General features: G+C 70.7%; 26 protein-coding genes. 15 read left to right on the top strand and 11 right to left on the bottom strand.

The features are described 5' to 3' along the window. From E4O86_RS03290 to ychF, 4 genes are all read left to right on the top strand, one after another. Window positions 1-316, top strand: a 316-nt coding sequence (locus E4O86_RS03290; RefSeq protein ID WP_161139085.1) for a hypothetical protein, incomplete at its 5' end; no start/stop codon positions are given. A gap of 140 nt (window positions 317-456) precedes the next feature. After that, window positions 457-1,092, top strand: a complete 636-nt coding sequence (locus E4O86_RS03285; RefSeq protein WP_161139084.1) for a 50S ribosomal protein L25/general stress protein Ctc — start codon at window positions 457-459, stop codon at window positions 1,090-1,092. A 19-nt stretch (window positions 1,093-1,111) separates the two neighbouring features. After that, entirely contained in the window at window positions 1,112-1,801 is a 690-nt protein-coding gene (pth, locus tag E4O86_RS03280) for an aminoacyl-tRNA hydrolase (protein WP_161139083.1), read from the top strand. Window positions 1,802-1,853: 52 nt separating this feature from the next. Further along, window positions 1,854-2,957, top strand: coding sequence for a redox-regulated ATPase YchF (gene ychF / locus E4O86_RS03275; protein ID WP_161139082.1), 1,104 nt, complete (start codon window positions 1,854-1,856; stop codon window positions 2,955-2,957). 22 nt (window positions 2,958-2,979) lie between these two features. Here the strand turns inward: ychF and E4O86_RS03270 are convergent, their stop codons facing one another. After that, window positions 2,980-4,236 (bottom strand): glycosyltransferase, encoded by a 1,257-nt coding sequence (locus E4O86_RS03270; protein ID WP_161139081.1) that lies wholly within the window; start codon window positions 4,234-4,236, stop codon window positions 2,980-2,982. 188 nt (window positions 4,237-4,424) lie between these two features. Between E4O86_RS03270 and E4O86_RS03265 the strand changes: the two genes are divergently transcribed. Both E4O86_RS03265 and E4O86_RS03260 read left to right on the top strand, forming a co-directional pair. Beyond that, window positions 4,425-4,877 carry a MaoC family dehydratase gene (locus E4O86_RS03265; RefSeq protein WP_161139080.1) on the top strand — a complete coding sequence of 151 codons (453 nt, stop codon included), beginning with the start codon at window positions 4,425-4,427 and terminating at the stop codon, window positions 4,875-4,877. After that, the gene (locus tag E4O86_RS03260; RefSeq protein ID WP_161139079.1) at window positions 4,874-5,389 is read left to right on the top strand and encodes a MaoC family dehydratase; all 516 of its coding nucleotides are present in this window, start codon (window positions 4,874-4,876) and stop codon (window positions 5,387-5,389) included. Before E4O86_RS03265 ends, E4O86_RS03260 begins: the two co-directional genes overlap by 4 nt. Here E4O86_RS03260 and E4O86_RS03255 read toward each other — a convergent pair. Further along, the gene (locus E4O86_RS03255; RefSeq protein WP_343039080.1) at window positions 5,383-5,925 is read right to left on the bottom strand and encodes an adenine phosphoribosyltransferase; all 543 of its coding nucleotides are present in this window, start codon (window positions 5,923-5,925) and stop codon (window positions 5,383-5,385) included. The genes E4O86_RS03260 and E4O86_RS03255 overlap by 7 nt on opposite strands. 71 nt (window positions 5,926-5,996) lie before the next feature. Here E4O86_RS03255 and E4O86_RS03250 point away from each other — a divergent pair, with 71 nt between their 5' ends. Continuing rightward, a complete protein-coding gene (locus E4O86_RS03250; RefSeq protein WP_161139077.1) occupies window positions 5,997-6,197 on the top strand; it encodes a hypothetical protein in 201 nt (66 codons plus the stop codon). Window positions 6,198-6,203: 6 nt separating this feature from the next. Here E4O86_RS03250 and E4O86_RS03245 read toward each other — a convergent pair whose 3' ends face one another. After that, a complete protein-coding gene (locus E4O86_RS03245) occupies window positions 6,204-7,085 on the bottom strand; it encodes an S-methyl-5'-thioadenosine phosphorylase (RefSeq protein WP_343039082.1) in 882 nt (293 codons plus the stop codon). A gap of 95 nt (window positions 7,086-7,180) precedes the next feature. Between E4O86_RS03245 and E4O86_RS03240 the strand changes: the two genes are divergently transcribed. Continuing rightward, window positions 7,181-8,545, top strand: a complete 1,365-nt coding sequence (locus E4O86_RS03240) for a cytochrome P450 (protein WP_161139075.1) — start codon at window positions 7,181-7,183, stop codon at window positions 8,543-8,545. Between the two features lie 55 nt (window positions 8,546-8,600). Here E4O86_RS03240 and E4O86_RS03235 read toward each other — a convergent pair whose 3' ends face one another. The 4 genes from E4O86_RS03235 to E4O86_RS03220 all read right to left on the bottom strand — a co-directional run bounded on the left by E4O86_RS03235 (window position 8,601) and on the right by E4O86_RS03220 (window position 13,566). Next, window positions 8,601-9,518: a cytochrome c1 gene (locus E4O86_RS03235; protein ID WP_161139074.1), complete on the bottom strand. Its 918-nt coding sequence runs from the start codon at window positions 9,516-9,518 to the stop codon at window positions 8,601-8,603. A 28-nt stretch (window positions 9,519-9,546) separates the two neighbouring features. Continuing rightward, window positions 9,547-10,827, bottom strand: coding sequence for a cytochrome b (locus E4O86_RS03230; RefSeq protein ID WP_161139073.1), 1,281 nt, complete (start codon window positions 10,825-10,827; stop codon window positions 9,547-9,549). A gap of 21 nt (window positions 10,828-10,848) precedes the next feature. After that, a complete protein-coding gene (gene petA / locus E4O86_RS03225) occupies window positions 10,849-11,409 on the bottom strand; it encodes a ubiquinol-cytochrome c reductase iron-sulfur subunit (protein ID WP_161139099.1) in 561 nt (186 codons plus the stop codon). Between the two features lie 297 nt (window positions 11,410-11,706). Beyond that, entirely contained in the window at window positions 11,707-13,566 is a 1,860-nt protein-coding gene (locus E4O86_RS03220; protein ID WP_205520660.1) for an ABC transporter ATP-binding protein, read from the bottom strand. Between the two features lie 82 nt (window positions 13,567-13,648). Between E4O86_RS03220 and E4O86_RS03215 the strand changes: the two genes are divergently transcribed. Continuing rightward, window positions 13,649-14,113: a tRNA (cytidine(34)-2'-O)-methyltransferase gene (locus E4O86_RS03215; protein ID WP_343039079.1), complete on the top strand. Its 465-nt coding sequence runs from the start codon at window positions 13,649-13,651 to the stop codon at window positions 14,111-14,113. A 3-nt stretch (window positions 14,114-14,116) separates the two neighbouring features. On the opposite strand, the gene E4O86_RS03210 is transcribed toward E4O86_RS03215, so the two are convergent. Then, on the bottom strand, window positions 14,117-14,677 hold the full coding sequence (locus E4O86_RS03210; protein WP_161139072.1) for an HdeD family acid-resistance protein: 561 nt from the start codon (window positions 14,675-14,677) through the stop codon (window positions 14,117-14,119). A 127-nt stretch (window positions 14,678-14,804) separates the two neighbouring features. On the opposite strand from E4O86_RS03210, the gene hemF reads away from it, so the two are divergent. Further along, window positions 14,805-15,740 carry an oxygen-dependent coproporphyrinogen oxidase gene (gene hemF, locus E4O86_RS03205; RefSeq protein WP_246206152.1) on the top strand — a complete coding sequence of 312 codons (936 nt, stop codon included), beginning with the start codon at window positions 14,805-14,807 and terminating at the stop codon, window positions 15,738-15,740. A gap of 80 nt (window positions 15,741-15,820) precedes the next feature. After that, entirely contained in the window at window positions 15,821-16,018 is a 198-nt protein-coding gene (locus E4O86_RS03200) for a DUF1059 domain-containing protein (protein WP_161139071.1), read from the top strand. On the opposite strand, the gene E4O86_RS03195 is transcribed toward E4O86_RS03200, so the two are convergent. The 3 genes from E4O86_RS03195 to E4O86_RS03185 are packed head-to-tail and all read right to left on the bottom strand — an operon-like array spanning window position 15,987 to window position 18,437. Then, window positions 15,987-17,210, bottom strand: a complete 1,224-nt coding sequence (locus E4O86_RS03195) for a CCA tRNA nucleotidyltransferase (RefSeq protein WP_343039078.1) — start codon at window positions 17,208-17,210, stop codon at window positions 15,987-15,989. The genes E4O86_RS03200 and E4O86_RS03195 overlap by 32 nt on opposite strands. After that, a complete protein-coding gene (locus E4O86_RS03190) occupies window positions 17,207-17,857 on the bottom strand; it encodes a CoA pyrophosphatase (RefSeq protein WP_161139070.1) in 651 nt (216 codons plus the stop codon). Before E4O86_RS03190 ends, E4O86_RS03195 begins: the two co-directional genes overlap by 4 nt. Beyond that, the gene (locus E4O86_RS03185) at window positions 17,850-18,437 is read right to left on the bottom strand and encodes a DUF1285 domain-containing protein (RefSeq protein WP_161139069.1); all 588 of its coding nucleotides are present in this window, start codon (window positions 18,435-18,437) and stop codon (window positions 17,850-17,852) included. The genes E4O86_RS03190 and E4O86_RS03185 overlap by 8 nt, the downstream gene beginning before the upstream one ends. A 128-nt stretch (window positions 18,438-18,565) precedes the next feature. Here E4O86_RS03185 and E4O86_RS03180 point away from each other — a divergent pair, with 128 nt between their 5' ends. From E4O86_RS03180 to E4O86_RS03165, 4 genes are read left to right on the top strand one after another with little or no spacing between them, the layout of a single operon-like run. Further along, complete coding sequence (locus E4O86_RS03180) at window positions 18,566-19,570, top strand: AAA family ATPase (RefSeq protein WP_161139068.1); 1,005 nt, start codon at window positions 18,566-18,568, stop codon at window positions 19,568-19,570. A gap of 3 nt (window positions 19,571-19,573) precedes the next feature. After that, entirely contained in the window at window positions 19,574-20,500 is a 927-nt protein-coding gene (locus E4O86_RS03175; RefSeq protein ID WP_161139067.1) for a DUF58 domain-containing protein, read from the top strand. After that, a complete protein-coding gene (locus tag E4O86_RS03170; protein ID WP_161139066.1) occupies window positions 20,497-23,289 on the top strand; it encodes a DUF4159 domain-containing protein in 2,793 nt (930 codons plus the stop codon). The genes E4O86_RS03175 and E4O86_RS03170 overlap by 4 nt, the downstream gene beginning before the upstream one ends. Further along, entirely contained in the window at window positions 23,286-25,358 is a 2,073-nt protein-coding gene (locus E4O86_RS03165) for a hypothetical protein (protein ID WP_161139065.1), read from the top strand. The genes E4O86_RS03170 and E4O86_RS03165 overlap by 4 nt, the downstream gene beginning before the upstream one ends. Window positions 25,359-25,361: the final 3 nt, after the last annotated feature.

Raw genomic sequence — 25,361 nt, 5'->3', positions numbered from 1 at the left:
CGCCGGACGGCGCGAGGGCGAGCCGGTGGTGCTGGAGCTCGGCTGGCGCATCGGCATGGACCCCGACGCCGCCGCGCGCGCGCTCGGGCCCGTGCTGCAGGGCCTCGCCGAGGCTGCCGCCCGGCCGGAGGACCGCGCCGCGGTGAAGGCCCGGATCGCGGCGGAGCTCGCGGACGGCATGGAGATGAGCGAGCGCGCCGACGCGGAATACGACTACGCCCTCGCCCTCATTGGCCGCTTCACGCATCGCCACGTGCTCGCCACCGCCGGCTACGGCAAGGAAGCGGTGCTGGAGATGGAGCGGATCGCGCCGTAGCGCCGCACGCGGCGTTTCGTTTGCGTTTTTGCCGCGGCGCCCCTATAAGCACGCGCATGCGCGACGGCACCCTTGGAGGCCGCGCGCCCGCATGGCCGCTTCGGCGGCCTTTTCTAATTGCAAGTCTTAGGAGTGCACCCATGAGCCAGACCTACGAGCTCAAGGCCGAGGTGCGCGACCGGGTCGGCAAGGGGGCCGCCCGGGCCGTGCGCCGCGAGGGCAAGATCCCGGCCGTCATCTACGGCGACAAGAAGCCGCCGATCCCGATCGCGCTGCCGCTCAAGGAAGTCACCATGAAGATCCATGGCGGCGGCTTCCTCACCACGATCGCGACGCTCGACATCGGCAGCGAGAAGATCCGGGTGATCGCGAAGGATTACAGCCTCGACCCGGTCAAGGACTTCCCGGTCCATGTCGATTTCCTGCGCGTCGCCGAAGGCGCGACGCTCGAGATCGAGATCCCGGTGCACTTCGTCAACGAGGAGAAGTCGCGCGGCATCAAGCGCGGCGGCGTGCTGAACGTCGTCCGCCACGCGATCGAGCTGATCGTGCCGGCCGATGCGATTCCCGACGCGATCGAGATCGACCTCGAGGGCCGCGATATCGGCGATTCGATCCACATCTCGCACGTGAAGCTCCCCGAGGGGGTGCGCCCGACCATCACGGACCGCGACTTCACGATCGCCACGATCGCCGCTCCGGCCGTGCTGACGGCCGCCGAGGAGGGCACGGAAGAGGCGGCGCCGAGTACGGAAGCCGGCGAAGGCCAGTCCTGACCGGCGCCCGGAGGCGCCGATGCTGCTCATCGTCGGGCTCGGCAATCCCGGTCGCCGCTATGCGGGCAACCGCCACAATATCGGCTTCATGGCGGCGGACGAGATCGCCCGCCGCCATCGCTTCGGGCCGTGGCGCGCCCGCTTCGAGGGCGAGATCGCCGAGGGCAGCCTCGGCGGCGAGAAGGCGCTCATCCTGAAGCCTGCGACCTACATGAACGAATCCGGCCGCTCGGTCGGCCAGGCGCTGCGCTTCTACAAGCTGCAGCCGTCGGACGTCGTCGTGATCCACGACGAACTGGACCTGTCGCCGGGCAAGCTCAGGATGAAGACCGGCGGCGGCCATGGCGGCCATAACGGGCTGAAGTCGCTCGACGCCCATATCGGCAAGGAATACCGGCGCATGCGGCTCGGGATCGGCCATCCCGGGCGCAAGGAACTGGTGCACGGCTACGTGCTCCACGATTTCGCCAAGGACGACCAGGACTGGATCCAGCCTTTGCTTTCGGCCGTGGCGGAGAACGCGCCGCTGCTTTCGGGCGGCGAGGATTCGAGCTTCATGAACCGCGTGCACCTTGCGACCGAGGGCGATGCGGCTCCCCAAAGCGAGCGGAGGAGCGGGCCGGTTCCGGCGGGCCCGGCGCCCGACGCGAAGCCGAAGGCGGGCGCGCTCGCCGAAGGGCTGAAGCGCCTGTTCGGCCGCACCGAGTGAGACAGCCGCCCGGGCGGGCGCCCGGCAGATCGGCAAGGATCCGGAGAAGAGGATGGGTTTCCGCTGCGGCATCGTGGGCCTGCCGAATGTCGGCAAGTCGACGCTCTTCAACGCGCTGACGAAGACGGCCGCCGCGCAGGCCGCCAATTATCCGTTCTGCACCATCGAGCCGAACACCGGCGAGGTGGCGGTGCCCGATCCGCGCCTGAAGGCGCTCGCCGCGGCCGCGCGCTCCGCGCAGATCGTGCCGACGCGCCTGACCTTCGTCGACATAGCCGGGCTGGTGCGCGGCGCCTCGAAGGGCGAAGGGCTCGGCAACCAGTTCCTCGCCAATATCCGCGAGGTCGACGCGATCGCCCACGTCCTGCGCTGCTTCGAGGACGAGGACATCACCCATGTCGAGGGCCGCGTCGATCCGATCGCGGATGCCGACACGGTCGAGACCGAGCTCATGCTGGCGGACCTCGAGAGCCTGGAGCGGCGCATCCAGCCCGTCCGGAAGCGCGCATCGGTGAAGGACAAGGAAGCCCTCGCCGTCCTTCCCGTCATGGAGAAGGCGCTCGCCGCGCTCCAGGAGGGAAAGCCGGTCCGCACGGTCCGGAGCGGGCTCGCGCCCGAGGAGCAGCACGTCCTCGACCAGCTGACGCTCCTCACCGCCAAGCCGGTCCTCTATGTCTGCAACGTCGCGGAGGCGGACGCCGCCACCGGCAACGAGCAAACCGAACAGGTGCGCCGGAAGGCGGAGGCGGAAGGCGCCGGCTTCGTCGTGATCTCGGCCGCGATCGAGGCCGAGCTCGCCCAGCTTCCCGAGGAGGAGCAGCAGGAATACATGGCCGCCATCGGCCTCGAGGAGCCCGGCCTCGACCGCCTCATCCGCGCCGGCTACGACCTCCTCGGCCTCATCACCTTCTTCACCGCCGGGCCGAAGGAGGCGCGCGCCTGGACGGTCGAGAAGGGCGCCAGGGCGCCGCAGGCGGCCGGCGTCATCCATTCCGATTTCGAGCGCGGCTTCATCCGCGCCCAGACGATCCGCTTCGAGGATTATGTGAGGCTCGGCGGCGAGGCCGGCGCCAAGGAGGCGGGCAAGGCGCGCGACGAAGGCAAGGAATACGTCGTCCAGGACGGCGACGTCATGCTCTTCAGGTTCAACACCTAGGCCGGCGCCGGGCCGGGCCGGCCTATCCGGGCCGCCCTCCCCGCGCCCCATCCCGGGCCGGCACGAGGCCGTTCGCGAGCGCGAGCCAGGCCGGCAGGCCGTGCCGCGCCCGGTCGAAGCGCTCCAGGATCGTCTCGCGCGCCCGCACGCGCAGGCGGCGAAAGGCATCGGGCCTCAGGCAGGCCTCGATCAGCGCCTCCGAAAGCGCGTCGACATCGAAGAAGTCGAGCAGGAGACCGTTCCGCCCGGGCTCGATCACGTCGCGGAGCGGCGCGGTGTCGGAACAGATCACCAGCGCCTCGCAGGCCATCGCCTCCAGCAGCGACCAGGAGAGCACGAACGGATAGGTGTAGTAGACGTGCGCGGCCGAAACGGCGAGCGCGGCGAGCATCTCCGCATGCGGCAGCGGCCCGGTGAAATGGACCCGGCGCATGTCGAGGCGCGGTCCGACCTCCGCGAGCATCCGCGCCTTCCACGTCGTCCCCTCCGGAGCGGCGGGGCCGTAGCCGCCGCGCTGGTCGGAGCCGACAAGCAGGACCTCCGCCTCCGGCACGCGCTCGAGCAGCGTCGGCAGCGCCCGCAGGAAGACGTGGAAGCCCCGCAGCGGCTCGAACCGGCGGTTGACGAAGGTGACGACCGGCCGCGACCGGTCGAGGACGCGGCCGTCGGGCAGCCGCACCGCCGCCGCCGGATCCGGCCGCGCCTGTCCGGTGTCGACCCCCTCGTGGATGATGCTCAGGCGCGCGTGGAGCGATGGCGGCAGCAGACCGGCCTGGAACGGCGTCGGCGCGACGATCCGATCGGCCTCGGCATAGGCCATCGCCAGGGTCGCGTTCTTGGCCGCCACCACGCAGCGCTCGTCGAGCGAGAGCGGTCCGAATTCGGGGTCGAAACCGACATCGGCTCCCTGCGAACGGTAGTAGAACTCGGCATAGGCGACCTGGCGGGCAGCCGGGAAGACCTCCTTCAGGAAGGTCGTCTCGCCCCAGCCCGGATGGCCGATGACGAGGTCCGGACGGAAGCCGCGCCCGGAGAGCGCCTTTGCGCATTCGACCGCGGCGCGGCCGCGCAGGAGATCGGCCTCGGCCCGGACGGCGGGGCGGAAGATGTTCTCGGTCGTCCCGCGCGTCATCTGCCAGCGCAGCAGCGGAATGCCGGCGACCGGCCGCCCGGTCGCGCTCGCAATGGCCGCGACCGCCCACCCCTCCTTGCGCAGGCGCTCCGCCACGAATCCGAACTGGGCGGGAAAGTTCGTGTGGACGAAGAGGGCGGCGGGCATCGCGCCCCATCTGCGGCGGCGGTCCGGGGCGCGTCAATCGCATTCCCCCGGGCTCCTGGGCTCAATGGATTGCAGGGCCTCCGACGCCGACCCCGCGCCCCAACCTGATCCGCGGGTCCGGCCAGCCGGCCGCGAGGCTTGCCATCCCCATCGCCGACCGCCTATCTGAAGCGGGTCGAGGTCGGACGATGTCGGTTCTGCATTTCGAGGATTTCGAGACCGGGCAGGTCTATCCCTTCGGCCCGCACGCAATGTCGCGACCCGAGATCATCGCCTTCGCGGCCGAGTTCGATCCCCAGCCCTTCCACATGGACGAGGCGGCGGGCGCGGAATCGCTTCTCGGCGGCCTCGGCGCCTCCGGCTGGCACACCGCCGCCGTGATGATGCGGATGATCCATTCGGCCTTCCTCCACCGCACCGCCTCGATGGGCGGGCCGGGGATCGACAGCCTGAAATGGCTCCGCCCCGTGCGCCCGGGCGACGTGCTCTCCGGCCGCTCCATCGTCATCGAGGCGCGACCCTCCGCCTCCCGGCCCGACAGGGGCTTCGTCCGCTTCCGCAACGAGGTCGTGAACGGACGCGGCGAGCTCGTGCTTGTCGTGGAGAACCCGATCATCATCGAGCGGCGGACGGCGGGATGAGGTATTTCGAGGATCTGACGGTCGGAACCGTCTGGCCGCTCGGGACGCACACCTTCACCGCCGAGGACATCAAGCGGTTCGCGACGGCGTTCGACCCGCAGCCCTTCCATGTCGACGAGGCGGCCGCCGAGAGGAGCCATTTCGGCCGGCTCTGCGCCTCGGGCTGGCATACCGTTTCCATCTGGATGAGGCTCAACGTCCTCAACATGCAGCGGATGGCGCAGGAGATGCAGGCGGCCGGGGAGCCGCTCGCCCGCAAGGGCCCCTCGCCCGGCTTCGAGGACCTGAAATGGCTGAAGCCGGTCCATGCCGGCGACGCCGTCACCTACGAGACGGAGATCGCGGCCAGACGCCCGAGCCGCTCGCGCCCCGGCTGGGGGCTGGTGACGCTCCGCAACAGCGGCCGCAACCAGCGCGGCGAGCTGGTCCTGACCTTCCAGTCGCACGTCTTCGTCGAGATGCGCGCGGCCGAGCCAACGGCGGAGGCCGACGAGGCGCTCGCCGATCAGTGACCGGAGAAGGCGACGAGCGTGCGGACGGGCACGCCGAGCGCCTCGATCTTCGCGGCGCCGCCGAGATCCGGAAGGTCGATCACGAACGCCGCGGCGACGACCTCCGCGCCGATGCCCTGCAGAAGCTTCACGGCGGCCTCGGCCGTGCCGCCCGTCGCGATCAGGTCGTCGACCAGGATCGTCTTCTCGCCCGGCGCGATCGCGTCGCGGTGCATCTCCATCTCGTCGACGCCGTATTCCAGCGAATAGGCGATGCGCACCGTCTCGTGCGGCAGCTTGCCCCGCTTGCGGATCGGCACGAAGCCGGCCGAGAGCCGGTGCGCGACCGCGCCACCCAGGATGAAGCCGCGCGCCTCGATCCCCGCCACCTTGTCGATCTTCGACCCGGCCCAGGGAGAGGCGAGCTCGTCGACGGCGCGGCGGAACGCCCGCGGGTTTCCGAGGAGCGTCGTGATGTCCCGGAAGAGGATGCCCTTCTTGGGGTAATCCGGGATCGTGCGGATGGAGGCGCGGAGGTCGGAATCAGGCGATGCCACGGGCGGCTCTCCATTGTGCGACGCGCGCAGCGGTGCCAGCCTGCCGCCTCCCATCAAAGGAGGACCAGCTTATGGACGGCGACGAGAGACGGGTCACGATCACGGATGTCGACATCCCCTTCTGGCGGCTGGTCGCGATCTTCATCAAGTTCACCCTGGCGGCGATCCCCGCCTATTTCGTCGTGCTTCTCATCATCATGCTGATCGCCGCAATGTTCAGCACGCTGTTCGGCGGGATGGGCTGGATGATGCGCGACACCTGGCGCATGTGAGGACGGCTAGCCCGCGCGCCGCAGCACGCGCCCCGCCACGGCGTCGAGCCTGGCGAGGAGCGCCGGGTCGCGCCGGGCCGGGGCGGTCATGATGGCGTGCTCGAGCGCGCTGTCGGAGCCGACCGGACAGGGCTCGCGCTCGCGCGGAAAGTCGCGCGCCACCCGCACGAGCAGCCGCTGCGCCTTGTCGCGGTTCTCGTCGAGCACACGCAGGATGTCCTTCACGTCGACATTGCCGTGCTCGGGATGCCAGCAGTCGTAATCCGTCACCATGGCGATGGTGGCGTAGGACATCTCGGCCTCGCGGGCGAGCTTGGCCTCCGGCATGTTGGTCATGCCGATGACGTCGCAGCCCCAGGAGCGGTAGAGCTCGCTTTCGGCGCGCGAGGAGAAGTGCGGCCCCTCGATCGTGACATAGGTGCCGCCCCAGCGGTAGCGCACGTCCTCCGCCTCGGCGGCCGCAGCGATCCGCTCCACGAGGCGCGGGCTCACCGGATGCGCCATCGAGACATGCGCGACGCAGCCCTTCCCGAAGAAGCTCTTCTCGCGGGCGAAGGTGCGGTCGACGAACTGCTCCACGAGCACGAACATGCCGGGCGAGAGGTCCTCCCGCAGCGATCCGCACGCGGAGACCGAGACGAGGTCGGTCACCCCCGCGCGCTTCATCGCATCGATGTTGGCGCGGTAGTCGATGTCGGTCGGCGAGAAGACGTGGCCGCGGCCGTGGCGCGGCAGGAAGCGCACCGGCAGGCCGTCGAGCTCGGCGTGCAGGATGGCGTCGGAAGGCTCGCCCCACGGGCTCTCGATCCGGCGCCATTCCGGGCCGGCCAGCCCGGGCAGCTCGTAGATGCCGGAACCGCCGATGATGCCAAGGACCGACTTCATGATCTTCTCCGCAACGCCGCAATCGGCGAATACAGCCAATCGCGGGGCCTAACAACGTGCCGCCCGGCCGCACGAACCCGGAAAGGGCGTCTCCGCCGATGACCGAGCGGGACCCGGTGAAGCTCGCGCACCCCAAGGCGCCGCTCTCGCGCGCGGCGCTTCTGCGCACGCTCGTCCGCAATCCGCTCGAGGTCTGGCCGGAAGCGGCGTTCGACCAGGCGATCGGGTCGGAGCGCCTGTTCGGGCGGCAGACCGTCTCCGTCTTCGATCCCGACCTCATCCGGACGGTGCTCGTCGACGAGGCGGATGCGTTCCGGAAGGGCGAGGTGGTCCTCCGGACGCTCGGACCGGCGCTCGGGAACGGCATTCTCACCAGCGACGGCGCCGACTGGCGCCGGCAGCGGCGCACGGCGGCGCCGATCTTCCGGCACGAGCGGATCCTCGGATTCGTTCCGGCGATGATCGCCGCGGCCGAGAGGACGGCGGCGCGATGGCGCGCCTTTCCCGACGGGACGGTGGTCGACGTCGCGGACGCGATGATGCGCACCACCTTCGACGTCGTCGTCGAGACGATGCTCTCCGGCGCGGGCGACATCGACGTCTCGGGCTTTTCGCGGGCGATCACGGACTATCTGGACCCGATCGGCTGGCAGGCCGCGTTCTCGCTCCTCGGCGCGCCGCGCTGGATGCCGCATCCGGGCAGCCGCAGGGCCGCCGCCGCCCGGCGCTATCTGCGCGCCGAGCTCGGGCGCGTCATCGCCGAGCGGCGCCGGAGCCCTGTTCCGCGGGACGACCTGATCGAGCTCCTCCTCGCGGCATGCGACGGCGATACCGGCCGCCGCATGGGCGACGAGGAACTCGCCGACAACCTCCTCACCTTCGTCACCGCCGGCCACGAGACCACCGCGCTCGCTTTGACCTGGAGCCTCTACCTCCTCGGCGGCTCGCCGGCGACGGAGGCGCGCGTCCGGCAGGAGATCCATGCCGAGATGCCGCCGGGCGCGGCGGTCACGCCGGCGGCGGTCGAGCGCCTGCCCTTCACGCGGCAGGTGATCCTCGAGGCGATGCGGCTCTATCCGCCCGCGCCGCTCATCGTGCGGAAGGCCGTCCGGCCCGTCCGGATCGGGCCGGTCGCCGTCGAGGAAGGCGCCCGGGTACAGGTTCCGGTCTATGTCGTGCACCGGCACCGGGCGCTCTGGGCGGCGCCCGACCGGTTCGATCCGGGCCGCTTCGCGCCCGAGGCCGCCAAGGCGCGGCACCGCTACGCCTACCTGCCCTTCGGCGCGGGCCCGCGGATCTGCATCGGCATGGGCTTCGCGCTCCTCGAGGCGACGGCGATCCTGGCGGTGCTCCTCCGCACGGCCCGGCTCGAGCCCCTCCCCGGCCATGCGCCCTACCCGGTGCTGAAGATCACGCTGCGCCCGCGCGGCGGCCTTCCGATGCGGGTCCGGAGCGGCGCCTGAAATGGAAAGGCCCGCGAGCGTGCTCGCGGGCCGGGCGTCTTCTCCGCCGGAACGCTCAGTGCTCGATCGTCGCCCAGACCTTGCGCTTGGTATAGTAGACGAGCGCCCCGAACACGATCAGGAACACCATCACCGCGAAGCCCATGCTCTTCCGCTCGACCATGTGCGGCTCCGCCGCCCACATCAGGAAGGACACGACGTCCTTCGCATACTGGTCGACCGTCTCCGGCACGTCGTTCGCGGGGTCCTCGTCCTGGTTCTGCGCGAAGGTCACCTGCCCGTCGGAGAGCGGCGGCGGCATGGCGAGCGCGGGACCGGAGACGAAGTACGGGTTGTAGTACTGCCCGGGCCTCACCTCGACGCCGGCCGGGGGGTCCCGGTAGCCGGTCAGCAGCGAGTAGATGTAGTTCGGGCCCGCCTCCTGGTAGAGGGTGAACATGTCGAACACGAAGGCGGGGAAGCCGCGCTCGACCGTCCGGGCCTTGGCGATCAGCGACAGGTCGGGCGGATAGGCTCCGCCGTTCGCCGCGCGCGAGGCCTGCTCGTTCGGATAGGGCGGCGGCAGGTGGTCGGCCGGCGTGCCGGGCCGCTGGAACATGTCGCCGTTGGCGTCCGGGCCGTCATTGATCTGATATTCCGCGGCGAGCGCCTTCACGGCGTCGGCGCTGAAATGCGGACCGGCAGTCGAGGCGAGCGTCCGGAACGCCACCATGTTCATGGAATGGCAGGCCGAGCAGACCTCCCGGTAGACCTGGAAGCCGCGCTGGAGCTGGGCCGGATCGAAGCTGCCGAACGGGCCCGCGAAGGTCCAGTCGACATGCTTCGGATGCTCGATCGGATAGTGGACCGTGGCCGTCTCGTGCTCGCCGCCCGCATTGCCGCCGCCGGCTCCCTGCTCCTGCGCGCCGGCCGCGGAGGCGAGCGCAAGCGAGAGGAGGGCTGCGGCCGCCGTGCGGCCGATGATCGTCTTCATTGTCGCTCTGCCCTGTCGGATTGCCATCTCAGCCCCTGCCTTCCGGTGCGGCGGGAGCGCCGGCCGGGCGGAACAGGCCGCCGCCCTTCCTGGACAGGACGGCATCCGCGATCGAGGCCGGCCGCGGGCGCGGCGTCTCGAAGATGCCGAGGAGCGGAAGGATCACGAGGAAGTGGAGGAAGTAATAGGCCGTGAGGATGCGCGCGGCGACCACGTAGACGCCCTCCGGCGGCCGCGAGCCGAGCCAGCCGAGGCCGATGCAGACGACCACCAGGATCCAGAAGAACTGCCGGAAGAGCGGCCGGTAATTGGCCGAGCGCACCTTCGAGGTGTCGAGCCAGGGCAGCACGAACAGCACCAGGATCGACGCGAACATCGCGACCACGCCGCCGAGCTTGGAGGGGATCGCCCGCAGGATCGCGTAGAACGGCAGGAAGTACCATTCCGGCACGATATGCGCCGGCGTCACCAGCGGGTTCGCCTTCACGTAATTGTCCGGATGGCCGAGGAAGTTCGGCTGGTAGAAGACGAACCACGAGAAGAGGATGAAGAACATCACCAGCGCGAAGGCGTCCTTGACGGTCGCGTGCGGGGTGAACGGCACGACGTCCTTCTTCGACTTCACCTCGATGCCGGTCGGATTGGTCTGGCCGGTGACGTGGAGCGCCCAGACATGGAGGATGACCACGCCGGCGATCATGAACGGCAGCAGATAGTGCAGCGAGAAGAAGCGGTTGAGCGTCGGCTCGCCGACCGCGAAGCCGCCCCACAGCCACGTCACGATCGCACTGCCGACGAGCGGGATCGCCGAGAAGAGATTGGTGATGACGGTGGCGCCCCAGAAGCTCATCTGGCCCCACGGCAGGACGTAGCCCATGAAGCCCGTCGCCATCATCAGGAGGAAGATGATCACGCCGAGGATCCAGAGCAGCTCGCGCGGCTCCTTGTAGGAGCCGTAATACATGCCCCGGAAGATGTGCACGTAGACCGCGACGAAGAACATCGACGCGCCGTTGGCGTGCAGGTAGCGCAGAAGCCAGCCGTAATTGACGTCGCGCATGATCTTCTCGACCGACTCGAAGGCCATGTCGGCGCTGGGGATGTAGTGCATCGCCAGCACGACGCCGGTCAGGATCTGGACGACGAGCATGATGCTCAGGATGCCGCCGAACGTATACCAGTAGTTGAGGTTGCGCGGGATCGGATAGGCCACGAAGGAATCGTAGAGCATCCGGGTCGCCGGCAGGCGTGAGTCGAACCAGCGGCCGACTGCAGACTTCGGCTCGTAGCGGGGAAAGTGGTCGTGCATTGTGGTCGGTCTCGTCAGCGGTCAGCCGATGCGGATGGTCGTGTCGTCCACGAAGGCGAGCGTCGGGACCAGGAGGTTCTCCGGCGCCGGCCCCTTCCGGATGCGGCCGGCCGTATCGTAGTGCGATCCGTGGCATGGGCAGAACCAGCCGCCGTAATCGCCCTGCTGGCCGAGCGGGACGCAGCCGAGATGGGTGCAGACGCCGACCATCACGAGCCACTGCTCGCGATCCGCGGGCGCGCGGTTCGCGTCCGTCGCGGGGGCGTTCGCGTCGAGGTTCAGGTTGCGCGCGATGGGATCCTTGAGGTCCGCGAGCGGAACCTCCTTCGCAGACTGCACTTCCTGGTCCGTGCGGTTGCGGATGAAGACCGGCTTGCCGCGCCACATGACGGTGATCGACTGGCCGCGATCGATCTGCGAGACGTCGACCTCGATCGAGGCGAGCGCGAGCGAAGCGGCGTCGGGATTCATCTGGTCCACGAAGGGCCAGAGCACGGCGGCCGCCCCGACCGCGGCAAAGGCGCCGGTCGCGATCAGCAGGAAGTCGCGACGGCTCGGCGCACCGGCCTCATGGGGCTCGATATGCTTGGCCTCCGGCGCTGCTGTGATGGGATGGGTTGTCGATTCAGCCAAAGCTCACCCTCTCGCGTCTCGCCGGCTTTCGTCGGCGTAACCAGCGTAGTCGTTCTCGGCGGCTTCCGGGGAAGACTGCACAGGGCGTGCCGCACCGTCGCGGGACGCGGCCAGCCCTCCGCCGCCCGCCTTTTGTCACCGTTCAAATGGGGTGTCCAGTCGAGGCGGCGGTGGAATGCCAGAATGTCGCAATTTTCGGGCAGCCGGCCGCCCCGACGCCGCGGAACGGCCGAATCCGGGGCTTCCTCAGGCGGTTAGAAGGCTCTCTTCAGCGTCCGGAGCGATGAAGCCGCCGGACTGCCGGCGCCAGAGGCGGGCATAGAGCCCGCCCCGCCGCATGAGCTCGGCGTGGCTCCCCTCCTCCACGATCCTGCCGTGGTCGAGCACGATCAGCCGGTCCATCGCCGCGATCGTCGAGAGGCGGTGCGCGATGGCGAGCACGGTCTTGCCGGACATCAGCTCCGACAGGCTCTCCTGGATCGCCGCCTCCACCTCGGAATCGAGCGCGGCGGTCGCCTCGTCGAGCACCAGGATCGGCGCGTCCTTGAGGATCACGCGGGCGATCGCGATTCGCTGCCGCTGGCCGCCGGAGAGCTTGACGCCGCGCTCGCCGACATAGGCGTCGTAGCCGGTCCGCCCGCGCGGATCGACCAGCCCCGCGATGAACTCGTCGGCGCGGGCGGCTGCCGCGGCGGCCCGGATGTCCGCCTCGCTCGCGTCCGGACGGCCATAGCGGATGTTGTCGCGAACCGAGCGGTGGAGGAGCGAGGTGTCCTGGGTGACGACCCCGATCGCCGCCCTGAGCGATTCCTGGCTGACGGCCGCGACGTCCTGGCCGTCGATCTCGATCACGCCGCTCTCGAGCGGATAGAAGCGGAGCAGCAGGTTGACGAGCGTCGACTTGCCGGCGCCGGACGGGCCGACGAGACCCACCCGCTCGCCCGGGCGGATCGCGAACGAGAGCTCGCGGATCACGCGATCACCCTCCGGATAGCGGAAGTTGACGTTCCGAAACTCGATTGATCCGCTCCGAACGGCGAGCGACGCGGCCCGCGGCGCATCCGGCAGGCGATTCGGCTGCGAAATGGTCTCGATGCCGTTCTCGATCGTGCCCACGCTCTCGAACAGCGAGGTGATCGATCGGAGTATCCAGCCGGACATCTGGTTGAGGCGGAGCGCCAGCGTGTTGGCGGTCGCGATCGCCCCGAGCGTGATCTGGCCGCGCGTCCAGAGCCAGATCGAGAGCGCCGCGATCCCGAAGATAAAGAGCGAGTTGATGATCGTCAGCACCGCCGACATGGTCAGGATCGTGCGGTTCATGGCGCGGGAGGCGTCGAGCTGGCGGCTGAACGCCTCGCGCCCGAACGCCTCTTCGCGGTCGGCATGCGCGAAGAGCTTGACGGAGAGGATGTTGGTGAAGCCGTCGACCACCCGGCCCGTCAGCCCCGAATTCGCCTCCGACATGGCCACGGCGCGCGCCCGGACGGGCGGCACCAGCGTCACGATGACAAGCGCGTAGGCAAGGATCCAGGCCACGAGCGGCAGGAACAGGCGCCAATCGAAGCCCGCGAGCATCGCGAACGTGCCGACGAGATAGATGACGAGGTACCAGATGCCGTCGACCACGTTCACGACGCTCTCGCGGAGCGCCATGCCCGTCTGCATGACCTTCTGGCTGATCCGCCCGGCATAATCGTTCTGGAAGAAGCCGAGGCTCTGGCGCAGCACGTAGCGGTAGCTCTGCCAGCGGACCAGCGTTGAGAGGCTCGGCCCGAGCGCCAGGCTCACCAGCCCGCGGGAGAGCACGGCGAAGAGGGGGCGGCCGACGAGGAGCACGGCGCTCATGAAGACGAGCGTCCAGGCGTTGTCGGCGATGAACGCCTCCGGCCGGCTCGCGCCCATGCGGTCGACGAGCGATCCGAGAAAGGCGAAGAGCGAAAGCTCGATGATGGAGGCGACGAACGAGACCGTCAGCGTGGCGACGACGAGTCCCTTCACCGGGGCGAGAAAATAGCGATAGAAGCGGACGAGCGTCGTGGGCGGCTGCTCGACAGGACGCGGAACGAGCGGGTCGATCCATTGCTCGAGCCCGCGATAGGTCATCATTCGCCGAAACACGCCGCAGCCGGGTCCTTGTGAAGCCCGCAGGTGAGCGGCGGGCGCTTGGAAGAGGTCGGGTCCCAATCTAGTGATCGAGTGTGCCCTTTTCGAGCCGGACATTCCGCAAAATGCCGGCAGCGTCATCCGGCTCGGCGCCTGCTTCGGCGTCCGCGTCCACCTCGTCCATCCCTGCGGCTTCGCCCTCACCGACCGGCATTTCCGCCGCGCGGGCATGGACTATCTCGACCGGGCCGCGCTGCGGGAGCACGTCGCGTGGGAGGCGTTCGACGCCTGGCGCCGGGCGGAGCGCCGGCGCCTCGTCGCGCTCTCGACGCATGGCAGGGTCGCCCTCCACGATTACGCGTTCCGGGCCGGGGACGTCCTCCTGCTCGGCCGGGAATCGGCCGGCCTTCCGGAGCCGATCCGCGGCGAATCGGACGCCGTGCTGCGGATCCCGGTAGGGAGCGGCAACCGGTCGCTCAACGTCGCCGTCGCCGCCGGCATCGCCCTCGCCGAGGCGTTGCGGCAGGTCGGCGGACGGATCGGCGCGTGAGGCTCAGAGCCTCCTGAGGGCGAACCCGACCGAAAGCCACGCGATCCCGGACATCACGAGATCGACCCCGAGGAAGATGCCGAGAATGTAGAGGCTCGACATCGGCCACTGGAACACGATCATCGCGCCGAGCAGCAGGGAGATGATGCCGGACACCACGACCCAGACCCAGGGCGTGCCGGTCCGCATGCTCGTCGCCAGCGCGATCCGCACGATGCCGGCCGCAATCAGGCCGATGCCCAGCATCAGCGTGAGCACGGCGGATGCGAGGAGCGGATTCGAGAAGGCGATCAGGCCGGCAAGGACGTAGATCAGGCCGATCACGATCCAGAGGAAGAACCGGCCCCAGCTCTTCATCTGGAAGCCGTGGATCATCTCGAACACGCCCGAGACGATCATCATGGCGCCGACCATGAAGACGCTGACAACGGTCGCCAGCACGACGCTGCCGAGGGCGATGATGCCGGCCACGAGCGAGACGATACCGAGCGCCACGAACCAGCCCCAGCGCGACCGGAATTCCGGGCTCCGCATCGTTTCGAACGTTCCGTTTGACGTGGCCATGATGTCACCTCCTCATGAGCGCTGCCGCGGAGCGAGGATAGCGCGGCGCGGCGGCCCGGCCAATCGAGGCGGCCGCGATTGCCGGATGTCCCTTTTCCGCGCGCCGGGGATGATCTAACTCGCCTTCATGCACGACAGGCTCAGCAAGTATCGGCCCGATCCCGGCCAGATGGCCGCGCCGGAGGACATCGAGGCGAAGAAGAACGCCGCGAGCGGCTGGTTCAGGCGGCTGCGCGACGACATCTGCGCCGCGTTCGAGGTGATCGAGGCCGAGATTCCGTCCGGCGCCCCGCTCGCTTCGGAGCCGCCGGGGCGGTTCGAGCGGACGCCCTGGACCCGTACGGATGCGAGCGGCGCGGAGGGCGGCGGGGGCGAGATGTCCCTCATGCACGGCCGCGTCTTCGAGAAGGTCGGCGTCCACGTCTCGACCGTCCACGGCGAGTTCGCCCCGGAGTTCCGCGGCCAGATCCCCGGCGCGGCCGAGGATCCGCGCTTCTGGGCCTCCGGCATATCGCTGATCGCCCACATGCGGAGCCCGCACGTGCCGGCGGTCCACATGAACACGCGGATGGTGGTGACGACCCGGCAATGGTTCGGCGGCGGCGCGGACCTGACGCCGGTCCTCGACAGGCGCCGCTCCCAGGCGGACCCCGATGCGGTCCGCTTCCACGCGGCCATGCGCGCCGCCTGCGCGCGGCATCCGCAGGTCGATTACGAGCGCTACCGGGACTGGTGCGCGGACTATTTCTGGCTCCCGCACCGGAACGAGCCGCGCGGGATCGGCGGCATCTTCTTCGACTATCTGAATTCCGGCGACTGGGAGGCCGACTTCGCCTTCACGCGCGACGTCGGGCGCGCGTTCCTCGCCGTCTATCCGGCGCTCGTGCGGGCGAACTATGCGGCGCCCTGGACCGCCGAGGAGCGCGAGGAGCAGCTCGTCAGGCGCGGCCGCTACGCGGAGTTCAACCTCCTCTACGACCGCGGGACCGTGTTCGGGCTGAAGACGGGCGGCAATGTCGCCTCGATCCTCTCCTCCATGCCGCCCCTGGCGAAATGGCCGTGAGGCGGCGGCTGCCGCAAAAGGGCTGCATTGGAAGCGAGAATGGGCCGGTCCGTCACGCGAACCCAACCAGGGAGGCAGACATGAAGCGGATCCAATGCGGCCAGCTCGTCCCGGGATGCACCTTCAAGGCCCAGGCGGAGACCGACGAGGACGTCCTCCTCATGGAGGCGCGCCATGCCCGCGAGGCGCACGGCATCGAGGTGACGCCGCGCTTCATCGACCGCGCCAAGACGCGGATCACCGAGGTCAACCCAGAAGGGCAGCAGGCTCGAGGCTGAAACCGCTCTCGATCCAGCGCTCTTCGAGCTCCTTCAGCCGGCGGCCGACCTCCGGGCCGGCCGTCATGCCGCGGGCGAGGAGATCCTTGCCCGAGACCGGGAAGACCGGCCGCCGCCAGCCCGCCACGAAGGCGAGCTGGTGCCGGCGCGCCTCGACCGCCGTGGCGGCGCCCGCTTCCCGCTCGCGGGCGAGCGCATGGCGGATGCGGTCCGCCACCGCCTGGGGAGACGTCCGGTAGATCGCCTTGGCGAGCTCGGTGTCGTCGATCGCCTCGGGCGGCTCCGGCGCCTCCGCCCAGCCTGTCAGCCTCGCCGTCTCGGCGCGCGAGAGGCGCAGGCGCTCCGACAGCGCGTCGATCCGCGCCCTGTGCGGCGGCAGGATCGATTCGAGCCTGAGGAGCGGGTCCGGCGGCCAGCCCTCCGAGCGCTCGGCCTCGACGAGACGGTGGATGGCGTCGATCCCCCAGCTCTCGGGAAGCGCACGCTGCAGGATCGCGGCGGTGCGCATCCAGAGCATCGCGCGCGTCGGATCGGGCGCCGCGAAGAGACGCTTCAGCTCGCTCCAGACGCGCTCAGCCGAAAGGATCGCGATGCCGCCCTTCAGCCGGGCGCACGCCCTCAGCCCGTCCGGATCGGGCCGGCCGCTGCCGTACCAGGCGAACAGGCGGAAAAAGCGGAGAATGCGGAGATAGTCCTCGCGGATCCGGTCCTCGGCGTCTCCGATGAAGCGCACGCGCCGCTCCACGATGTCCGGATAGCCGCCGAGCGGATCGAACACTGTGCCGTCGGGCGCGCAATAGAGGGCGTTCATGGTGAAGTCGCGCCGGGCGGCGTCCTCCGCCCAGTCCTCGGTGAAGCGGACGACGGCGCGGCGGCCGTCGGTCTCGACGTCGGCGCGGAGCGTGGTGACCTCGAAGGGCCGTCCCCCGGCGATCACGGTGACCGTGCCATGCTCAAGCCCCGTCGGCACCACCTCGAGGCCGGCGCGCTCGGCCCGGTCGATCACGGCCTCCGGCAGGAGGCGGGTGGCGAAGTCGACGTCGGCGACCGGCGCCCCGAGCAGCGCGTTCCGCACCGCGCCGCCGACGACGCGCGTGCCGCCGTCCGACGCGCCGAGCGCGGCGAGCGCCTGCCGCGTCGCCGGGTCCATGAGGAAGTCCGAACCGGCGAGCGAGGGCGGCATCGCAATCATCCGGCCACCTCGGCGGGCTCGTCCTGGTAGAGGCGCTCGTAGAGCGCGCGCAGGATGCCGGCGGTCAGGCCCCAGATGTAGCGCTCGCCGTAGGGCATCTCGAAGAAATGGCGGGTCGCGCCCTGCCACACGCGGCTCGCCTTCCTGTGGTTCGCCGCATCCATCAGGAAGCCGAGCGGGACTTCGAACACGTCCTGCACCTCGTGCGGGTTCGGGTGGAGGCGGAAGCCCGGCCGCACCAGCGCCAGCACGGGCGCGACGTGGAAGCCGGAGCCGCTCAGATAGTCCGGTCCGAGCGCGAGCGTCTCGACGAAGGCGGGATCGAGGCCGATCTCCTCCCGCGCCTCGCGCAGCGCCGCCGCGACCGGCCCCTCGTCCTCCGGGTCGATCCGCCCGCCGGGAAACGCGATCTGGCCGGCATGGGAGGAGAGCGTGTCGGTGCGCGTGGTGAGGATCACCGTCGCCTCCGGCTCGCGCGCGACGACGGGAACGAGCACCGCCGCCGGCCGGCGCGGGATGCCGTGGAAGAGATCGGCGATCTCCGGGTTGATGGAATGGTCCCCGACGGCGGCGCCGCGATCGGGCAGCAGCCGTTCGGTCACGCGGCGGCGGAAATCGGCCGCGCCGTAGCGGGCCGGCTCAGCCATCGGCCTCGTCCGGGAACGGGAAGAAGGCGCCGCCGGACCAGACGCCGAGCCGGCCCTCGCGGGTCTCCGCGAGTTCGGCGAGCTCGAAGACGAGCGGGCGCGACAGCAGCGCCTCGAGCCCCCGCCGCACCTCGACATAGGGTTTCACGCCGCCGGTGCCCGGCTCGACGGCGTAGCGGATCGGGTGGTCCGGGCCGGCGGCGACCACGTCGCCGACATTGGTGCGGAAGGTCAGGCGGCGGCCCCGCCCCTCGCCCTCCGCCGCCATCTCGACCGCCAGGAACGGCGCGTCGTCGACACTGATTCCGAGCTTCTCGACCGGCGTGACGAGCACGTGGCGGCCGTCGGGCTCGCGCCGCAGCACCGAGGCGAAGAGCCGCACGAGCGCCTCCCGCCGGATCGGCCCGCCATTGTAGTGCCAGCTGCCGTCGGCGGCGATCCGCATGTCGATGTCGCCGCAATCGGGCGGGTTCCAGGCCTCGACCGGCCGCTCGCGGGCCGCCGGGCCGGCGCGGGCGACGAGGCCGGCCAGTCCGGCCGGCACGGTCCCTTCGCCCGAAACGGATGGTGGATTGCTCATGCAGTGCCCGGAATGTGATTTTCGTTCTGCCCGCTCGCTGACACAATCGCTCCGCACAAGAATGAAGCTCTGTACTCGCTGGAGCGCTGCGCCAGATGAGGACGGAAGGTGATCTAGGATAGACCGCGATGAGCGCAATCGACACCCTCCCGATCGATCCTCAGGCCATCGTCCGGGAAGCGGAATCGGCCGCCGACCGGCTGGCCGCCGTGCGCGCCGCCATCGGCGAGGTGATCTTCGGACAGGAGATCGTCGTCGAGCGCGCGCTCACCACGGTGTTCGCGAGCGGCCACGGCCTCCTCGTCGGCGTTCCCGGCCTCGCCAAGACCAAGCTGGTCGAGACCATGGGGGTCGTGCTCGGGCTCGCCGCCAGGCGCATCCAGTTCACGCCGGACCTGATGCCGTCCGACATTCTCGGCGCGGAGGTGCTCGAGGAGGCGCCGGACGGCCGCCGCAGCTTCCGCTTCATCCAGGGGCCGATCTTCGCGCAGCTCCTGATGGCCGACGAGATCAACCGCGCGAGCCCGCGCACCCAGTCGGCGCTGCTCCAGGCGATGCAGGAGCACCACGTCACGATCGCCGGCCAGCCGCACGACCTGCCCCGCCCCTTCCACGTCCTGGCCACCCAGAACCCGCTCGAGCAGGAAGGCACCTATCCGCTTCCGGAGGCCCAGCTCGACCGCTTCCTGATGCAGATCGACGTGCTCTACCCGGATCTCGACGCCGAGCGGCGCATGCTCTTCGAGACGACGGGCGCGCAGCAATCGGAGGCGCGGTCGGTGCTGAACGCCGAGGAGCTGATGGCCATCCAGGGCCTCGTCCGGCGGATGCCGGTGGGCGAAGCGGTGGTCGAGGCGATCCTCCGCCTCGTCCGTTCCGTACGCCCCGGCGAGGCGAAGCCGGAGATGGCGGCCCGCATCGCCTGGGGTCCCGGACCGCGCGCCAGCCAGGGGCTCATGCTCGCCGTGCGCGCCCGAGCGCTCCTGGAAGGGCGGCTCGCGCCCTCGCTCGACGACGTCGAGGCGCTCGCAGTGCCCATCCTGCAGCACCGGATGGCGGTCACCTTCGCCGCGCGCGCCGACGGGGTGACGGTCCGCGACCTCATCATCCGCGCGGTGGGAGCCTCCCTCTAGTCCATGGCCGCCGCGACGCCGATCATCGTTCCGGAGCGCATCGGCGCAGCGCGGTCCCTCGCGTCGCGCCTTCCCGAGCTGCTGATCGACGCCCGCCGCGTCGCCGCCAACGTGATGCTCGGCGTGCACGGCCGCCGCCGCGCCGGACCCGGCGAGACGTTCTGGGAATTCCGGCCCTACACCCAGGGCGAGCCGGCGCGGCGCATCGACTGGCGCCGTTCCGCGCGCGACCGGCACCTCTATGTCCGCGAGCGCGAATGGGAGGCCTCGCAGACGGTCTGGCTCTGGGCCGACCTGTCGCCCTCGATGGACTTCCGCTCGCGCCTCGCGGAGACCTCCAAGCTCGACCGGGCGGTCGTGCTGATTCTGGCGCTCGCCGACATGCTGGGCCGCGGCGGCGAGCGGATCGGGCTGCCGGGCCTGCTCGAGCCCCGGATCGGCCGGAATGCCGCCGAGCGGTTCGCCACCGCCCTGATGCAGTCCGGGGCTCCCTCCGACTGGCCGAACCTCGACCGCGTGGCGCGCTTCGCCGAAGTGGTGGTGATCGGCGACTTCCTGAGCGACGCGCAGAGCATGCGGACCCACATCCAGGACCTCGCCACCAAGGGAGCGAACCTGCATTTGCTCCAGGTGCTCGACCCGGCCGAGGAAGCCTTTCCCTTCGAGGGCCGCCTCGAGTTCCGCGACCCGGAGACAGGTGCCGTCTGGACCTCCGAGCGCGCCGGCTCGATCCGCGACCGCTACAAGGCGCGGCTCGGGGCCCACCGGGATGCGATCTCCGAGGCCGCGCGCAGCGCCGGGTTCTCCTTCGGCGTCCACCACACCGACCGGCCGGCCGCCGAGGGCCTCCTCTTTTTGCAGGGCCGGCTCGGGGGCGGGCGATCGGCGATCGAGTCCGGCCGGGCGCCGCCGGAGCCGTCCTACGCATGATCGGCGCGGTCGGGTTTCTCGCCCCCTGGATGCTGGCCGCGCTCGCGGCGCTCCCGATCATCTGGCTGATCCTGCGCCTGACCCCGCCGAAGCCGCGGCGGATCGTCTTTCCGCCGACCCGCATGCTGTTCGGCCTCGACGAGCGCGAGAACACGCCCGCGCGGACGCCCTGGTGGCTGACCGCGCTGCGGCTCGCCCTCATCGCGCTTCTCATTCTCGCTCTCGCCGAGCCGATCCTCCGGCCCGACCAGCGTCTCGCCTCCGGCCAGTCGCCGCTGCTCCTGGTGCTCGACAACGGCTGGGACACGGCATCGGACTTCCGGGAGCGGGTGGCGGTCGCGGAGACCGCGGTGGCCGAGGCCCAGCGCGACGGCCGGCCCGTCGCGCTCGTCGCCACTGCCGATCCGCGCGCCGACCTGATCGCGGCCACCGACGCCGCCACCGCCGCCCGCCGCCTCGCCGCCATCGAACCGCAGCCCTACCTTCCGGACCGGGCGCTCGCCGCAGAGCGGATCGCCAATGCCGATGGTGCGGACTCGATGGACGTCCTCTGGATCGCAGGCCGGATCGATGACGGCGGAGCGGCCGAACTGGCGGGCGTGCTCGACAAGGTCGGCCGTTCCGCGCGGCTGCTGCAATCCGACCGGCCCGGCCTCGTGATGCTGCCGCCGGAGAACGCCGCGGACGCGGTTCACGTGCCGGTCGTCCGCTTCGGCGCCGCCACGGACGCGATGATCGCCGGCTTCGACGACGAGGGCCGCCGCATCGTCGAGACGCAGGCCGCATTCGCGGACGGCGACCGCGCCGAGGGATTGATCGAGCTGCCGGCCGACCTGCGCAACGATCTCGCCCGGCTCGTGGTGTCCGGCGAGGCGAGCGCGGGCGCCGTCCAGCTCCTCGACGCCAACTGGCGCCGCAAGAGCGTCGGCCTGGTGGTCGGCGAGGCGGGCCGGCGGGCGCAGCCGCTGCTTTCGCCCCTCACCTATGTGGAGCGGGCGCTGGAGCCGCGCGCCGACCTGCTCCGCCCGAGCGCTCCCGGCACGAGCGCGAGCCTCGACCAGCTCATGAAGGCGGGCGCATCCGTGATCGTGCTCACCGAGACCGGCAATCTTCCGCAGGAAACGACCGAAGCGCTGCTGAAGTGGATAGAAGCGGGCGGAACGCTGGTGCGCTTCGCCAGCTCCAACATCAGCGGCAGCGACGAGCGCCTCCTGCCCGTCCGGCTGCGCGAGGGCGAGCGCGCGCTCGGCGGCTCGCTGTCCTGGGAGGAACCCCAGCCGATCGGCTCGTTTCCCGCCGCCGGCGCGTTCGGCCGGATCGGCGTGCCGAAGGACGTGGTCGTGAACCGGCAAGTGCTCGCCGACCCGGTCGCGCTCGAGGAAGCCGAGGTGTGGGCGGAGCTTCGCGACGGTACGCCCCTCGTCACCGCGCGCAACCAGGGCCGCGGCCGCATCGTCCTCTTCCACGTCACCGCCGAGCCGGGCTGGTCGAACCTGCCGATCTCCGGCGCGTTCGTGGAGATGCTGACCGCCATCGTCAACACCGCCGGCACAATCGAGACCGGGACCGGCGCGGCACCGCGCGCGGCGAACGAGACCGCCGCCGACAGCCAGCCCTGGCGCCCGGAGCAGGTGCTCGACGGCTACGGCCGGCTCGGCCGCCCGGGGCCGAACGCCAAGCTCCTCGCTGCGATGGCCGATGCCCGTCCCGGCCCCGATTCGCCGCCCGGCCTCTATACCCGGGCCGGAACGCTGCGCGCGCTCAACGCCGTCGGCCCGAACACGGCGCTCGCGCCGCTCGATCCCGTCCGCCTTCGGTGGACCGGCGATCTCGGCTCGCTGGAGCCGGGACGCGCCTGGCCGATCTGGCCCTATCTGCTGGCCGCGGCCGCCCTGCTCGCCATCCTGGACGGCCTCGCCGTGCTCTGGCTCTCCGGCCGGCTCGTCCGCCGCCTCGCCGGCACCGCCGCCCTCGTCCTCGCCGCAAGCCTCCTCGCGCTTCCGACGGAGCGCGCGCGCGCTCAGAGCGGCGCCGAAATGGAGGCGGCGCTCACCGGCACGCTCCAGACGCGCCTCGCCTATGTCGTGACCGGGGACCCGAGCATCGACGACACCAGCCGGGCCGGCCTGGAAGGCCTGACCCGCTATCTCGCCAGCCGGACGGCGCTCGAGCCCGGCGAGCCGGTGGCGATCGACATCGGCACGGACGAGCTCGCCTTCTTCTCCCTCCTCTACTGGCCGATCGACGCCACGGCCCCGGTGCCGCAGCCCGCCGTCATGGCGCGGGTCGACGCGTTCATGAAGAACGGCGGCACGATCCTCTTCGACACGCGCGACGCCGGGGGAGCCATCGTCCCGGGCGCGGGCGGCACGACGCCGGAGACCCAGAAGCTCCGCGCCATCCTCGCCCAGGTCGACGTGCCGCCGCTCGAGCCCGTGCCGCCCGACCACGTGCTCGGCAAGGCCTTCTATCTCCTGCGCGATTTCCCGGGCCGCTGGGACACCTCCCAGCTCTGGGTGGAGAGCATCGGCGACACGCCGCGGGATTCGAACCGGCCCGTGCGCGGCGGCGACGGCGTCTCGCCGATCCTCATCACCGGCAACGACTTCGCCGCCGCCTGGGCGATCGACGAGAACGGCCGCTACCTCTACCCGACCGTTCCGGCCGACCCGCGGCAGCGCGACATGGCGTTCCGCACCGGGGTGAACATCGTGATGTACTGCTTCACCGGGAACTATAAGGCCGACCAGGTGCACGTCCCGGCCCTGCTCGAGCGGCTCGGCCAGTGAGCCGCTTCGGCATCACCTTCGAACCGGTCATCGCCTGGCCCTGGATCGTCGGCCTCGCGGCGGCGCTCGCCGTCATCGTCGCCCTCCTCGCCTGGCAGCGCGTGCGCGGCTCCGGCTTCCGGGCGGTCGCCTCCGCCCTGCTCGTCCTCGCGCTCTGCAATCCGGTGCTCCAGCAGGAGGAGCGCGAGCGGCTCCCGTCCGTGGTCGCCCTCGTCGTGGACGAGAGCGCGAGCCAGGGGCTCGGCGGCCGACGGGCGCAGACGGAGGCCGTCGTCGCGGCCCTCAAGGAGCGGATCTCGGCCCTCGGCGAGTTCGAGCTGCGCGAGATCCGCGCCGGCGGCGAGCCCGGCGCCGACGGCACCGCGCTCTTTTCCGAGCTCACGCGTTCGCTCGAGGACCTGCCCCCGGACCAGGTCGGCGGCGCGGTGATGGTGACGGACGGAATCGTCCACGACGTGCCGGAAGACCCGGCCTCGCTCGGCATCTCCGCGCCGGTTCACGCTCTCGTCACCGGAACGGAGGACGAGCGCGACCGCCGCGTGGTGATCGAGAAGGCGCCGCGCTTCGCGATCCTCGACGAGCCGCAGACGATCTCGTTCCGCGTGCTCGACACCGGGCTTGCGCCCGGCTCGCAGGTCATCGTGCGCCTCAAGGTCGACGGCCGGGAGGTCGCGACCGACCGGGTCGGCGTCGGCGAGCTGCGGACGCTGGACCTGCCGCTCACCCATGCCGGAAAGACGATCGCGGAAGTGGCGGTCGATCCGGTCGAGAACGAGCTCTCGACGGAGAACAACGTCGCGGTCGCGGAGGTCGACGTGGTGCGCGAACGGCTGCGCGTCCTCCTCGTCTCCGGCGAGCCGCATTCCGGAGAGCGGACCTGGCGCGACATCCTGAAGTCGGACGCCGCCGTCGACCTCGTGCACTTCACCATCCTGAGGCCGCCGGAGAAGCAGGACGGCACGCCGATCAACGAGCTCTCGCTCATCGCCTTCCCGACCCGCGAGCTCTTCGCCGAGAAGATCGACCAGTTCGACCTGATCATCTTCGACCGCTACCAGCGGCGCGGCGTGCTGCCGATCATGTATTACGACAACCTCGCCCGGTACGTGCGCGACGGCGGCGCCATCCTGGTCGCGGCGGGCCCCGACTACGCGTCGAATTCGAGCCTCTACCAGACGCCGCTCGGCTCGATCCTTCCGGCGGTGCCGACCGGCCAGCTCTACGAGCAGCCCTACCGGGCGACGATCAGCACCGTCGGCGCGCGCCATCCGGTGACGCGGGACCTGCCCGGCTCGAACCAGGACCCGCCCGCCTGGAGCCAGTGGTTCCGGCTGGTCGACACCGACGTGATCGCCGGCGACGTCACGATGGAGGGGCCCGGCGGGCGGCCGCTGCTGGTCCTCGCGCACGAGGACAAGGGCCGGGTCGCGACGCTCCTTTCCGACCATGCCTGGCTCTGGGCGCGCGGCTATGACGGCGGCGGACCGCACGCGCAGCTGCTGCGCCGGCTCGTCCACTGGCTCATGAAGGAACCGGAACTGGAGGAGGAGGCGCTCACCGCCCATGCGGAGGGCCGCCGCCTCATCGTGGAGCGCCAGACCCTCTCCGAATCGAGGCCGACCGTGCGCCTCACCGATCCGCTCGGCGAGACGACGACGGCCGCGATGACGGAGGAGAAGCCGGGCCTCTGGCGCACCGTGGTGGAGAACGCGCCGATCGGCCTCCATCGCGCCGAGGACGGCGGGCTCACCGCGCTCGCCCATGTCGGCCCGGCAAATCCCCGCGAGTTCCAGGACGTCCTCAGCACCACGGAGCGGCTGGCGCCGGTCGCCGAGGCGACGCGCGGCTCCGCGGCGCGGGTGGCGACCCGGGGCGGCGACATCGACGTCCCGCGCGTGGTGTCCGTCTCGGCGCGGGCGCCGGCGGCGGGCGACGGCTGGATCGGGTTCCGGCGCTCCGAGGCGTCCGTGCTGAAGAGCATCGACCGGCTGCCGCTCCTCGGCGGCCTGCTCGGCCTCGCCCTCCTCGTCGGCGGCTTCGGCGCGCTCTGGTACCGCGAGGGACGCTGACCT

Origin of the sequence: Propylenella binzhouense, assembly GCF_009866965.1 — a bacterium.
Classification (GTDB): domain Bacteria; phylum Pseudomonadota; class Alphaproteobacteria; order Rhizobiales; family Afifellaceae; genus Propylenella; species Propylenella binzhouense.
The sequence above is the reverse complement of the archived record's forward strand: the minus strand, read 5'-3'. Positions and strand labels throughout refer to the sequence as shown.